Origin of the sequence: Pseudomonas viciae (assembly GCF_004786035.1) — a bacterium.
Classification (GTDB): Bacteria; Pseudomonadota; Gammaproteobacteria; order Pseudomonadales; family Pseudomonadaceae; genus Aquipseudomonas; species Aquipseudomonas viciae.
The window spans coordinates 2,815,415-2,830,640 of the sequence record NZ_CP035088.1; the positions used below are offsets into that span (position 1 = coordinate 2,815,415).

The window sequence follows — 15,226 nt, forward strand, 5'->3', positions numbered from 1 at the left end:
TGACGGCAAGCACGCGTCACCCAACCTACGTACGAACACGATGAAAGGAGATTCTTCATGTTTAAGCGCAACGTTCTCGCGGTATCCCTGACCCTCGCCGGCCTCTGCGCCGCTCAGGCCGCCATGGCTGATGTCAATGGCGGTGGTGCCACCTTGCCTCAGCCGCTGTACCAGACTTCCGGCGTACTGACTGCCGGTTTCGCCCCTTACATCGGTGTGGGCAGCGGTGCTGGCAAGGCTGCTTTCCTGAACAACGACTACACCAAGTTCGTGGCTGGCAACACCAGCAAAAACGTGCACTGGGCGGGTAGTGATTCGAAGCTCAGCCAGGCTGAGCTGGATGGCTACGTTGCCAACCACGGTGCCGCTTGGGGTCCATTGATCCAGGTGCCTTCGGTCGCCACTTCGGTTGCCATTCCCTTCAACAAGACCGGCACTGCTAACGTCAACTTGAGCGTTGACCAGTTGTGTGGCGTGTTCTCCGGCCGTCTGAACGACTGGAGCCAGATCACCGGCTCGGGCCGTACCGGCGCAATTACCGTGGTTTATCGTGCTGAGAGCAGCGGTACCACTGAGCTGTTCACTCGTTTCCTGAACGCCAAGTGCGCTGAACCTAACAGCGCCAAGTTCGCAATCACCACCAACTTCGCCTCCAGCTTCAGCGGCGGTCTGCCATCCGGTGCCGTTTCCGCCACTGGCAGCCAGGCTGTGATGACTGCTGTGAACGCTGCCCAGGGTCGTATCACCTACATGAGCCCGGACTACGCCGCCACCACCTTGGCCGGTCTGGATGACGCCACCAAGGTTGCTCGCGTTGCCGGTGTTTCCCCTGCCCCAGCCAACGTATCGACTGCCATCGCTGCTGTTTCAGTACCAGCCGCCGCCAACCGCGCCAATCCGAACGCCTGGGTGCCGGTGTTCGCCGCAACCACTAACCCTAACGATCCAAGCGTCGTGGCTTACCCAACCACCGGTTATCCGATCCTGGGCTTCACCAACCTGATCTTCAGCCAGTGCTATGCCAACGCTGCGCAAACCACGCAGGTGCGAGACTTCTTCACCCGCCACTACAACGCCACGGCAGCGAACAACAACGACGCAGCAATCACCGCCAACCGCTTCGTACCGCTCCCAGCGGCCTGGAAGACCGCCATCCGTGGCAGCTTCGTGACCGCAACCAACACCCTTAGCATCGGCAACACCAACGTCTGCAACGGCATCGGTCGTCCGCTGTAACACCGCGTTCGAGCGACACGCAACACTGATCAGCAACGGCGCAAGCCGTTGCTGATTTCTTTGTAGTTAACGGTGGTCGTTTCACACCCTTCAGCTGCGCTTACAGCTCGGTTTACTCGGGCCTGGGGCAGCATTCCAAGACAGGAGTCTTGTCATGTTCAACCAATTTCCCAAGACCGTTGCATTGTTGTGCGGCGCTATATGTGCGCCGTTTGCACTGGCAGATGTCAATGGCGGTGGCGCTACTTTGCCTCAGCCGCTTTACCAAACGTCCGGCGTATTGACCACCGGTTTTGCTCCTTACATCGGTGTGGGCAGTGGAGCAGGCAAGGTAGCGTTCCTGAACAACGATTACTCTCGGTTCGTACCGGGCGATACCAGTAAAAATGTGCATTGGGCTGCCAGCGACTCGAAGCTCACCGCTACCGAACTGAGTACCTACGTCAGCGTTCACGGTGCGACCTGGGGGCCATTGATTCAGATACCGTCGGCGGCCACGTCGGTTGCCATTCCTTTCAATAAAGCAGGGACCGCTAACGTCGATTTGAGCGTGAATCAACTGTGCGGCATCTTCTCTGGACGGCTTACTGACTGGAGCCAGATCATCGGGGCCGGCCGTACCGGTGCCATTACCGTCGTTTACCCCCAAGGTTCCAGTGGTACTACGGAGCTGTTTACCCGTTTCCTGAATGCCAAGTGCGCTGAAACCGGCACCTTTGCCGTCACCACCAACTTTGCCTCCACCTATAGTGGCGGCCTTCCGGTCGGTGCAATATCAGCAAACGGTAGTTCAGGTGTCATGAGTGCGGTGAATGCGGCTCAAGGTCGTATCACCTACATGAGCCCCGCCTATGCAGCGTCCGCGCTGGCCGGTCTGGACGACGCCACAAAAGTGGCGCGGGTTGCTGGTGTTTCTCCAGCACCAGCGAATATTTCGGCTGCGATCGCGAACATTGACGTACCTGCCGCCTACAATCGCGCCAACCCTAATGCCTGGGTTCCGGTGTTCGCCGCAACCACCAACCCTAACGACCCAAGCGTCGTGGCGTACCCAACCACCGGTTATCCGATTTTGGGCTTTACAAATCTGATCCTGAGCCAGTGCTACACCGACCCTTCGCAGAGCGCACAAGTGCGAGGTTTCCTCACTCGTCACTATGGTGCATTGGCCGTAAACAACAATGACTCCGCTATCATCGCCAATCGCCTCTTGCCACTGTCAGCCCGTTTGAAAACCTTTATTCGTTCCAGCTTCCTGACCGCTAGCAATGGTCTAAGTGTCGGCAACCCTAACGTCTGCAATGGCATCGGTCGCCCTCTGTAAACCCATGTCGGGTGCACCCACTACACCATCAGCAACGGCGCAAGCCGTTGCTGATTTTTTGCTCTGGCGCCGCGACCAACACAGCCACATGAAATTTTCATGACAACCGTTCGGTCCCGTCCCCCTGTAACCGCCTATCCCCTATAACCAACGCTGGCAGCCTGACAGCACTGCGTTGTGTCCCCTTAGAGCAAACCGAAAGGATGAGTAGGATGCTGCGCTGCAAACCCCAGACGAACCTGAACGCTCCACGTCGCGACAGCGAGTTGTCGATGCTGCGGCTCAAGCCGTTGGCCCAGGCCATTGCGCTGCTGATGGTGGCCGGCAATGCCCACGCAGCGACGGCGTTCAGTTCGGCCTGGTTTGCCGCCAAGGGGGCGACCCAGGCCGGTGGCGCGACGCGGCCTACGACCGCGCAGCCAGGCATGCCGCCGCCCTTGGCGCAGCAGCAACGGGCTAACGCGCAGTTGCAGCGTTCGTTGACCAATCTCAACAACACCGTGGCTGCTATCGCGGCCCAGCAAGCCGCCCAGGCAGCGGGGCGGCAAGCCGCGTTCGGGCAGGTGCAGACTGTGCCCGACGGGCTGGGCGAGGGTGGGCTCAAGGTCGATAACAGCCTGACCCAGGGCTGGCTCAACGCCAAGGGCCCGAAGCAGACTCAGTCCGGCGGCAAGACCACGGTGACGATCGAGCAGACCGCCGACAAGGCGATTCTCAACTGGGAAACCTTCAACGTCGGGCGCAATACCACGGTGGATTTCCAGCAGCAGTCGAACTGGGCCGTGCTCAACCGAGTCAACGACCCTCAAGCGCGACCAAGCCAGATCCAGGGCCAGATCAAGGGCAACGGCACGGTGATGCTGATCAACCGCAACGGCATCATTTTCAGCGGCAGCAGCCAGGTCAACGTGCGCAACCTGGCGGCGGTGGCGGCCAACATCAGCGATGAGCAATTCAGCAAGCGCGGCTTGTACGTCGATGCCATCGGCAGCCAACCGACCTTCACCGACGCAGCGGGCAAGGTCGAAGTGCAGCAGGGCGCGCTGATCGAAACCCATCGAGCTGCCACCTCCACGGCCGGTGGTGGTTATGCCTTGCTGCTAGGTTCCGAAGTGGAGAACGCCGGTTCCATCATCACCGCCAAGGGCCAGACCACCCTGGCGGCGGGCGACAACTTCTACATCCGGCGCGGCCAGGGCACCAGCGGCAACCTGCGCTCCACCACCCGTGGCAACGAGGTCGCGACATCCCTCAAACCGGGCAGCAGCGCCGGCACGGTGATCAACAGCGGCCTGATCCAGGCCAGCACCGGCGACATCACCCTCACTGGGCACAATGTGCAGCAGAACGGCGTGGCGGTGGCGAGCAGTTCGGTGGACACCCGCGGCACGGTGCACCTGCTCAACGCTTTCAGCGACAGCACCGGCAGCGTGACCCTGGGGCAGGGCAGCGCCACCGCAGTGCTTCTCGACGCTGCGGGCGGCAGCGCCCTGGACAGCCAGCGCAATGCCGGACCGGCTGGCCTGGACGGCACGCCGAACAACCTGATCACCGGTCAGTTCAACAACCTCAGCAGCGTGGTCGACCGCAGCGACCAGTCCCGGGTCGAGATCGTCAGTGGCGGCAGCGTCGACTTCCAGAACGGCTCCATTACCCTGGCCACCGGCGGCCAGGTCGCGGTCAGCGCCGCCGGTCGCAGCCTGGTGCGCGATGGTGCGGTGATCGATGTGTCCGGCGCCATCGGCGTCAAGGTGGCGATGGAATCCAACTCCATCAAGGTCAACGTGCAGGGCAACGAACAGCGTGATGCTCCGGTCAACCGCGAGGGCGGCAAGCTGACCAACAACGATGTCTGGGTGGACGTGCGTGACTTGATCTACGTCCCGGCGGGCACCAACGGCTACGCCACTGACCGTTGGTACACGGCGGGTGGGCTGTTGGAAGTCGGCGGTTATTTGGGGACCCGAGGCCACAGCGCCGGTGAATGGGCTGCTCAAGGCGGCACCCTGACGTTCACCGGCAACGACGTGGTGACCCAACAGGCGGCGCAGTTGAACCTGTCCGGCGGCACCCTGGATGTGCAGAGCGGCTACCTGCGTCAGTCCTGGCTCAAGGGCCCCAATGGGCGCTTGTATGAATTGTCCAAGGCGCCGGGGGACATCCTCTACACCGGCATCTACAAGGGCTACGAAGACCACAGCCAACGCTGGGGCCAGACCGATTACTACTACAACCCGCTGATTGCCCCGCGCGAGCGTTTCGAAGCGGGTTACACAGTCGGTCGCGATGCCGGCAAGCTGGTGGTGTCGACCCGCAACGCGGTGCTGGAAGGCCAGATCGTCGGCGAGGTCTACCAGGGCGAACGCCAGACCCAGGCGCCGAACCTCAACCTCGACGGTTACCAGCAATCGCAAAACGCTGTGGCCCGACGGGCGCAGTTGTGGGTGGGCAGTTACACGCCGATCTATGACAAGACCAGTGGTGTGATCAATAGCGGCCTGAACCCCACGCTCGATCAGGTCACCGTCGGTAAGGTGGCCGACAAGATTGCCGCGGGCCTGGACCTGACCTCGGTGGTCGGCACTGATCGGCAAGGCAAACTGGTTCTGGATAACGATCTGCTCAACGGCTTCCAACTCGGCGCGGTCAAGGTCGCGGCGCTTGAGGGCATCAAGGTCGAGGGGGCACTCAAGGTCACCGATGGCGGCGACATCACGCTTTATGCACCGCAGGTCGAGGTGAATGCCGACCTGACGGCCCGCAGCGGTCGCATTGCCTTGGGTAACGTGCTTAAACAGGTCAGAATCGACAATTTCCAGATGGGAGACGTCGTGCTTTCGCCCGCCACAGGTCAGCGTGCGGTGGTCACGTTGGGCGAGGGCGTGACGTTGAACACCGCTGGCCGGTGGAGCAACCTGCTGCTTGAAGGCAACGATCACCAGAACCTGCCGTTTATCAACGGCGGTGCCGTGTCCGTGCGCAGCGACAACATAGATGTGCGCCAGGGCAGCCTGATTGACGTCAGCTCCGGCGCCGCGGTCATGGCCGATGGCAAGACCCGCGGTGGTAAGGGCGGGGACCTGACTCTGACGGCGATTACCAGTACGTCGTCAGACAGCGGCGACTTGAGCCTGGGTGGTGAGCTGCGCGGGACCGGAGTGAGCGGTGGCGGGACCTTGAAGCTGGCGGCCAATAAAGTGCTGATTGGCAACAGCGACTCGCCGCTTGAACCGGGCACCCTGCAACTGGGCGGTGACTTCTTCGACAAGGGCTTCTCGGCCTATGACATCACCGGCAACGAAGGCCTGACGGTGGCCGAAGGCACCCGAGTCGATGTGACGATGCCGGTGTACCGTTTTGGCGAGCAGGCGTTGAGCACCGGCAGCGATGCAGAGCCGGCCGAGGCTTTGCAGCGCTGGACGCCGGAGCTGTACCAGGAAGATGCGATCAAAGGCGTCCTCACCCAGCGTCGCGGCGCGAGCCTGAGCCTCACTGCCGGTACCGCGAACTCCAGCGCCGCCGACATGGCGAGCACGGTGTTGAACCTGGGCAAGGGTAGCGTGATCAGCGTCGATCCGGGGCAGGGCATCGATGTGCGCAGCATTGGTCAACTGACTGCCAACGGCACCCTTAATGCGTGGGGTGGGCGGGTCAGTCTCACCGAGTTGAGCGTCACGGGTGCGGACGGCGAAGGGGTCAATGCCCAGGGCCACGGTCGTTCCATTTGGCTCGGCGAACAGGCGCTGATCGACGTCTCCAGTCGCGCCGTGACTGCCCAGGATATGCGCGGCCAGACCTACGGCCTGGTGCGCGACGGCGGCCAGATTGTCATCGGCGGCCAGATCGATGCCGCGAAAGGTTCTGCTTCCGCATCCGAACTGTTTGTGGTGGTGCGCGACGGTGCGCGTCTGCAAGCGGATGGCAGCCAGGCCGTACTGGACATTCCCGGCCAGGGACGTACGTCGGTGGCGAGTAATGGAGGCAGTATTTCCCTGGCATCGGCCAATGGTTTGTACCTGGACGGCGACTTCAGCGCTCGTTCGGGTGGCACAGGGGCGGCAGGCGGCAGTTTGTCAGTAGCCCTGGAAACGCCCTATTACCGCAACGATGCGGTCAGTGATCGGGTCTTGCAAGTGCGTGAGCTGGTGCTGGGGCAAAACGCCCAGGCGACCCTACTGGGCGACTCAGCCGAAACCTCAGCGGATTCACTTGTCTACGGTCACGGTCGGTTGGGCGTGGACCAGGTCCAGTCGGGCGGCTTCGACAGCCTTGCCTTGTTGAGCAATGGCCTGTTGAGCGCCGATGGCGACGTGTCACTGTCTCTCGGCCAAAGCCTGAGTCTGTATGCCCGCAGCTTTGGGCCGAGTGCAAATGCGCCAGCCAATACCCGGGTCCAACTCAATGCCTCCCATGTGCTGCTGTCCGGGCCTGCGGCCGCGCGACCGAATATGGACGGGTATACTCGGCCCGCAGTCGAGGGCGGCGGTGTGTCGCTGTTGGCAAACAAGGCAGTGTTTTCCGTTAACGCAGACCTGCTGGATGTACAGGGTAGTGTGATATTTAGCGGCAAAGGCACGCTGAGGCAGGCCGACGGTACTACCGTCGAGCTGGAGCGCGCCGGTTTCGACCGGGTCCAGCTAAGCAGTCGGGGTGATTTACGATTCCTGGCCGGGTTCTCTGGCGGCGGTATGCCTGAAGGCTTCACTACCCAATTGCTGACCCCTTCGGACATGATCTTGCAAGCGGCGCAGTTGTATCCCGCGACCGGGGTCGGCGCACGGATATTGGCAGGATATGGCTGGGGCACTGAACCCGGTAGCGGCATGATTCTCTATGATCCGGCGCGTAGCCTGGTCATCGGACGCACCACACAGGTAGCACCTCAAGTGCCTTATTCGGTGTTCGGTCGCTTGCAACTGGGTAGCGCCAAGATCGAACAAGGTGGTGTTGTCCGTGCACCTTTGGGGTTGCTTGAAATCGGTACAAACAACAGCTTGGCGGGTGTATCGGCTCGAGTAGACTTGTTGCCGGGCAGCCTGACCTCGGTCAGCGGCCTGGGGTTGGTGCTGCCTTATGGTGGCACTGTCGATGGGCAGAGCTATCAGTACGCTGGAAAGAAGGTTGTGTTGCTAGGGCAAGGAGCGACTGCCGGCAATGGTGACCTGAATATCGGCGTGATTCTCGGCGGCAAGTCGGTGGCGGCCCAGGAAGGCTCGGTGCTCGATCTTTCGGGTGGTGGTGAATTGCTCGGCGCCGGTTTTATCTCTGGCCGAGGCGGTTCCACCGATGCTCGCTTCAACCCGCTGGTACAAATCGGCGCGAACGGCGGTTTCACCTTGCCGGGATTGTCCAGCAACCCGGTCTACGCCATCGTGCCGGGCAACCAGAGCCAGTATGCGCCGGTCGCCTCCGAGGGCGGTGCGGTGGACCCTAGGGTCGGTCAGCAAATCACCATAGGTGCCGGTGTGCCTGGGCTGGCTGCCGGTACCTATACCCTGATGCCGTCCACCTATGCTTTGCTGCCGGGGGCGTTTCGAGTCGAGGTCAATGGCTTGGCGGGGCAAGGCGTTACAACCGGCGCGCAACAGATGCGCAACGGTTCGTGGACCGCCGCCGGGGTGCTGTCGGTGGCCAATACCGGGCAGCGCAACAGCATTGCCAGCCAGCTCATTCTGACGTCTGGCGATGTGCTGCGTCGTTACTCGCAGTACAACGAAACCAGCTATGCCCAGTTTGCCGTGGCCGATGCCGCACGGCTGGGTGTCCCCAGGGCTTTGTTGCCAGTGGACGCCAAGACGTTGAAGTTGAACCTGGCCAAGGGCGCGGGGGATCAGGCGTTCTCCTTCAAGGGCATCGGCAAGTTCGCGCCTCAGACCGGGGGATACGGCGGCACCGTCGCGGTGGTCGCCAGCAATGGTACCGCGCTGGAGGTGGTCGCCGAAGGGCGCGGGGCCACGGACGGCTTCGAGGGCGTGACCCTCAACGCCGAAAGCCTCAATGCATTGAATGCCTCACGGCAAGTGATCGGCGGCCAGTTTTCGGTGCTCTATGGCCAAGGTGGCAACTACATCACGCCGCAAAACGTGTCCCGTAGTGTCGCACTGCGTGAAGGTGCGACCCTGTCGGCGCCTGAGGTATTCCTCCTGGCCGACGGCGGCGAACTGTTGGTGGAACAAGGCGCCGCCATCAACACCATCGGACGGGGCAAGGCCGCTTACGATGCCCGTGATGGTTTTATCTATAACCTCAATGTGAAGTTCCAAAACTATAGCTTGCTGGCCGCCTCCAATGGCTTGCTCAATGTATTGGCCCCTCTGTCAGGCACCACCGGCACGGTCAACATCGGCGGGTGCAGCCTGACGCCGTGCAGCGGCGTGACCCGAATTCACTCCGAAGGCAGCATCGTTGCTGCGTCCGGCAGCAGCCTGGAGTTGGACGACCAGGTGCGTTACGGCACCCGTCACCTGACTCTGGCCCTGAGCAACATCAACGTCGGCACCGCCCAGGCCCTGAGCAACGCGGCGACGCGCCAGGTACTGCCTGCCGGTCTGACCCTGAGCCAGACCGTGCTCGATCGCCTGTTGCGCGGGGACACCGAGTACGGTGCCCCAGCCCTGGAAACCCTCGAACTGTCGGCCAGTCAGGCGCTGAATTTCTACGGCACCGTCAGTCTCGACACCTTTGACCCGACCACAGGCAAGTCGCGCCTGAATAACCTGATGCTCAGCACCCCGGCCATTTATGGCGCCGGCAGCGCCAATGACGTGGCGACCATTCGCACCGCCAACCTGATCTGGAACGGTGCCGTTGGCGCACCGGGTTCGGTGATTGCCGGCGGTGCCGGTACCGGCACCGGTCGCCTGGACATCCAGGCCCAGCGCATCGAATTCGGCTACGGTGACTTCGCCCAACCTAGCTCGGTCACCACCCTGGACCGTCTCGCACTGGGATTCGCCAACGTCAACCTCAGTGCCAGCGAGCGCCTGACGGCCAACCACAAAGGCAGCCTGGCGGTGTATCAAAGCCAGGGTGCCTATGACGCGAAAACGGGCTACGCCTACAGCGGCGGCAACCTGAATATCCTCACCCCGTTGCTGACCGGTGAAGCCGGTTCGGTCAACCGCATCACCGCGGGCGGGGCGGTCAACGTAGCGGGCACAAGCGCTAAGCCGGGCAGCGTCTCCGGGCTTGGGGGCGAGTTGTCCATCAAAGGCGCGAGCCTCAACCTTGCCAGCGCGGTGATGCTGCCCAGCGGCAAGCTGACCCTGAGCGCGACGGATGACCTGACCCTGGCCGATGAGGCGCTGATCGACGTGGCGGGCCGCACCGTCACCTTCAACGATGTGACACGCTACAGCGCCGGTGGCGAGGTGATCCTGCAAAGCCAGAGCGGCAACATCCGCCAGGCGGATGGTTCAAGCATCGACGTCTCGGCCCGACACAACCAGGCCGGTCGGCTCAGTGCGGTGGCTCTGGACGAGGCGGCCGGGATCGTTGATTTGCAGGGGCGGATTCTCGGCAGCAGCACGGGCGAATATGACGCCGGAGGCACCGCCATGCCGTACCTGGCCGGCGGCGTGGAAATCCAGGCCCAGCGCCTGGGCGGTAGCGGTAGCCTCAGCGAGCAGTTTGCGGCGTTGAACCAACGGTTGAACGACGGGCAGGTGTTCGGGTCCCGCAGCTTCCAGCTCAAACAGGGCGACTTGGTGATCGGTAACGAACTCAAAGCCTCGTCCATCAGCGTTTCCTTGGACAATGGCAGCCTGCTGGTCAACGGCAAAGTGGACGCCAGCGGCGAGCGGGTCGGCAGCATCCGGCTCGCGGCCGGGCGCTCCCTGACCCTGGGCAGCAACGCGGTGCTCGATGCCCACGGCAGCCGTCTGCGGGTGGACAGCTACGGCAAGATCATCGATTCACCGAACCGGGCCATCGTTGATCTGACTTCCCGCGGCGGTGTGCTGACCTTGGCCGACGGTGCACGTATCGATCTGCGACATGGCACCGCGGCGCCTGCCGGGCAGCACGACGGTCGTGCCCGTGGCACGCTGGAACTCAATGCGCGGCGTGCCGGCTCGAATCCGACCCAGGGCGACATTGCCATCGACGCCAGCGGTGGCCTGGATATCCAGGGCGCTCGTTCGATTGCCGTCAACGGTACGTGGCAGTACAACGACGCAGCCTACGGCAGCGATCCGGCGGCCAGCGGTCGCCCTTATCAGGTCATCGACCAGGCGTACCTGGATGGCAAGCATCAGGACAGTATCGCTTTCATCAACGCGGCGCTGGCCAACGGCGATTTGATGCAACGCAAACTCGCCGGTCTGAACAACGCTCGATATGCCGATGCGTTCCACTTGCGGCCGGGTGTGGAGATCGTCAGCGCGACGGCTGACGGTGACTTGGTGGTGCGGGGTGACCTGGACCTGTCCGGCTATCGCTATGCCAGTGTGAATCCGCATACCCGTAAAACCGCCGTGTACGGCTCCGGTGAGTCGGGGGCGCTGACGCTGCGGGCCGGAGGTGACCTGAATATCTACGGCAGCATCAACGATGGATTTGCCCAGCCGCCGGCCACCAACGACGACAAGGGCTGGGTGCTGTTGCCGGGCATTGATTTCGCGGCGGGCGATATCGTCGTGCCCGGTACCGGCGTGACCCTGGCCGACGACACGGCGTTTCCGGCGGGCTCGGTGCTCAACTTTGACGTGCCGCTCAAGGGCGCTACCTTGGCGGCGGGAACGCGCCTGCCGGTCGCTGCGACGCTTGATCAACCACTGGTGCTACCGGCCGGTACGGTGCTGGCCGCGGCGGTGCATGACGCCTCGGGTAACCTGTTGTTCGCGGCCGGCACCTTGTTGGCTTCGACTCAGACCCTTGAGGCGGGAACAGTGCTGGGGGCGGGCAGCCTGCTGGGCAGCAGCGCAACCATCGGCAGCCTGATCTGGCCTAAAGGCGTTGCGTTGCCGGGCATTGCGGACGCGAGCAACGGCTTGACCAACGTCCTGCGTCTCAGCGGTCCCCTGGCACTGAGTGTGGGTTCGAAAATCCCTTCAGGTACCGACATCAAGCTGCCGGCCGGTGTCGAGTCGGTGCAGTTGCGTCCGGAAGTGGCGGGGAGCAACTGGGCCATCGCACCGATGTTGGCCGAGGGCTCGCAGTCCTGGTCGTTGCGCCTTGTGGCGGGCGCCGATACACAGGCGGCGGACAGCCGGGTCGTGCAGCCTGCCTCGGCACGTGGCGATCTTCATCTGGCTGACAGTCATTACGGTGTATTTGGCGTGCCGAATATGGTCTGGACCGAAGCCGGATCGCTGGAGTTTTTTGGTGACTCCAGCATGGTAGGGCAACCCGTGGACTTCGTTGGGTTCGGCGATCCGAATCTGTGCATCGACGACCCGTCTCGCTGTGAAGAGGATGGTCCCCCCGGATATAAGCCGGGCAGCCAACGCTGGAGTGTCATTCGCACTGGCACGGCAGACCTTGAGTTGCTATCGGCAGGTGATCTGAAAATGGATTCCCTTTATGGGGTCTACACCGCCGGCAGTTCGGCCAACGCAACCTACGCCGGCGATCCATACAACCAGCCCAAGGCACTGGGTGCAGAAGGTAAAGTGCTCAATGACGATACAGGCGAAAACGAGCAATTCGTGGACGGCGGCGTCAACAGTGTTTATCGCGCTTGGTACCCTGACTCAGGCGGCAACCTGACCCTGAAGGTCGGCGGTGACTTGATCGGCAACGCCATGGATGTTTCCAGCAGCAATTATGGGCGGCCCAACCTATACGACACCGGTTACGACACGGTCAACGTTGGTAACTGGCTGTGGCGCCAAGGCAACGGCTCAGTTGCCACGGGTACCGGGGCACAACCGTCCGCCTGGTGGATCAACTTTGGTAGTTACACCGCTGCGCAGGATCCTATCAATGCTGACCTGATGGTTGGTTTTACCGGTTTCGGTACGCTGGGCGGGGGGAATCTGAACGTCCAAGTGGCCGGCGATGCCGGAATACTCGATCAACTGGCGGGCAGTCTTCTTGAGCCGCGCAGCAACCGCCGCAGTCAAGGACTGGTTCTTGCCGTGGGCAGCACCGGGCGGGTAGGTGCCGATGGGAGTTTGCAACTGACCGGCGGTGGTGATCTCAATCTGCGTGTGGGTGGTGCTTTGAATCCCGAGGGCCTGTTCGTGAGCGGACATCTCAACGGCGCGGTCATCAACCTGCGGGGCCACGCGCAGATCGACAGCGGCGCCATCGGTCGAATCGACCTTCAATACGGCAATGCTGTCGCAGTACAGTCCCCTGGAGAAACGCGGGCCTACGACTCCTTCAAATCCACACGAGGGTTTGCGACCGGCGGCCTGACCCTCATGCCGGGCGATGCTACCTTCGATCTGACGACTTCAGGCGACCTTGTGGTGACGGACGTCGCCGACCCGGGTCGGGCGTCGATGATGAGCGCCTCACGCTTCAAGGACGGTAACACTAACGGATCGGGCGTGAGCTGGTTCACGCTGTGGACGGCCAATACTGCGGTCGACTTGTGGTCGTCGGGAGGTAACCTGACGCCTTTTACCTTCAGTACCGCAACGGATCTGGCGGTCGTCTATCCGTCCATCCTGAGAGCTGTGGCAGCCAGTGGCAGTCTTTATTACGGGAAGTCCTCGCAACTGTATGACACAGGCTACAACGGCAACAATCGTCCGGCACTGCTGCTCGCTCCCGGCATCAACAGTGAGCTGCAATTCATGGCCGGCGATTCCATCTACGGCGGCGATATGTCGGTCAGTCGCTCCGGTGCATCGTCCGCAGCCCTGGCCACACCGTTTCGGCCGGCCTTTGCCGGTATCGTCGATGGTTTCATCATAAAGGCCAGCAATCTCTCAACCGATGGCAACCCCGCTCGCCCTAGTGCGAACATATTGCCTCTGTTTGCCTTCGACACCAGCAGCGCTTCCAGCGAATGGGCCCTCAATGTCGATTCTGCTCGCTTCTATGCGCTTGAAGGTGACTTGCTGGCAGTCGCCACTGGACGGTCGATGACCTCAGTCTCTACAGGCAGATGGCCGGGGCGAATCGCGTACGAAGGCGCCGGACCTGTACGGATGATGGCTGGGCGAGACATCGTCAGCAGCGGCATACCGCTGGGCGGGTCTCTGAATGATAATTTCGACGCGGGGAACTACACCAGCACCGGCAACCTCTTTATCCACAACAACCCAACCGACATCTCCATCGTCTCGGCCGGGCGCGACATCCTCTACAGCACCTTCAACGTCGCCGGCCCCGGCCTGCTGGAAATCACCGCCGGGCGCAATATCCTGATGGACGACAAGGTCAGCATCACCAGCCTCGGCGCGGTGGTGCCAGGGGATGCGCGCCCCGGCGCGAGCCTGGTGCTGCAAGCCGGCGCGGGGCTCAACGGGGCGGATTACGAGCGCTTCGTCAAGGCGTACCTGGACCCGGCGAACCAGGCCCTGGCCGGTGTGCCCCTGGCGAACCAGGACGGTAAGGTCGCCAAGACCTACGAGGTGGAACTGGTGAAATGGCTGGAGAAACGCTTCGGCTTCAGCGGCGATACCGAGCAAGCCCGCAGTTACTTCGCGGCACTGCCGGCCGAGCAGCAACGGGTGTTTGCCCGCGATGTGTACTTCGCCGAACTCAAGGCCGCTGGCCGTGAGTACAACGAAGTGGGCGGTGTGCGCCAGGGCAGTTACCTGCGGGGCCGGGAGGCGATTGCGCTGTTGTTCCCGGACAAGGATGTGGCGGGCAATGCGATCACCTACAAGGGCGATATCACGATGTTCGGCGGGGCGGGGGTGCACACCGATTTCGGTGGCACTATCCAGATGCTCACCCCAGGTGGCGGGCAGACATTTGGCATCGAGGGTAATGCGCCGCCGTCCACCGCCGGGGTCATTACCCAGGGCGAGGGCGATATCCAGTTGTACGCGCAGAACAGCATTCTGCTGGGGCAGAGCCGGATCATGACCACCTTTGGTGGCTCGATCCTCGGCTGGTCGGCCCAGGGCGACATCAACGCCGGTCGTGGCTCGAAGACCACCGTGGTCTACACGCCGCCCAAGCGCTTGTATGACACCTGGGGCAACGTGACGCTGTCGCCGTCAGTGCCGAGCACCGGGGCCGGTATCGCCACGCTCAACCCGATTGCCGAAGTGGCGCCTGGCGACATCGACCTGATCGCGCCGCTGGGCACCATCGATGCGGGCGAGGCGGGGATCCGGGTGTCGGGCAACGTCAACATCGCGGCATTGACCGTGGTGAACGCAGCCAACATCCAGACCCAGGGCAAATCCTCCGGTGTACCGCTGGCGGCTTCGGTGAACACTGGGGCCATCACCTCGGCCAGTTCGGCGGCGTCCTCGGCCACCCAAGCGGCGGAAGACGTGGCGCGCCAGCAGCAAAATGCGGCGCGGCAGAACCAGGCGTCGGTGTTCACCGTGCAGGTGGTGAGCTTCGGCTCGGAACAACTGGCCCCGTCCCGCGACGGCGCCAGCCGCGAAGCGCCACGGGCCTACGACCCGGCCAGCCCGGTCCAGGTATTGGGTGCCGGCCCGCTCGATGAACAGACCCGGCAGCGGTTGACCGAGGACGAGCGGGGGCGATTGAGTTTGTAGACCGGTCGTAGACCGAGTCGCCCCCATTCGC

At 62.6% G+C, this 15,226-nt stretch carries 3 protein-coding genes; all 3 read left to right on the top strand.

Annotated elements, in window-relative coordinates; translation table 11 throughout:
• The first annotated feature begins 57 nt into the window (after positions 1-57).
• The 3 genes from EPZ47_RS12895 (at position 58) to EPZ47_RS12905 (ending at position 15,195) form a co-directional block, all read left to right on the top strand.
• Entirely contained in the window at positions 58-1,236 is a 1,179-nt protein-coding gene (locus tag EPZ47_RS12895; RefSeq protein WP_135845116.1) for a substrate-binding domain-containing protein, read from the top strand.
• 154 nt (positions 1,237-1,390) lie between these two features.
• On the top strand, positions 1,391-2,560 hold the full coding sequence (locus EPZ47_RS12900; protein ID WP_135845117.1) for a substrate-binding domain-containing protein: 1,170 nt from the start codon (positions 1,391-1,393) through the stop codon (positions 2,558-2,560).
• 212 nt (positions 2,561-2,772) lie between these two features.
• Positions 2,773-15,195, top strand: coding sequence for a filamentous hemagglutinin family protein (locus tag EPZ47_RS12905; RefSeq protein WP_135845118.1), 12,423 nt, complete (start codon positions 2,773-2,775; stop codon positions 15,193-15,195).
• Positions 15,196-15,226 lie beyond the last annotated feature (31 nt).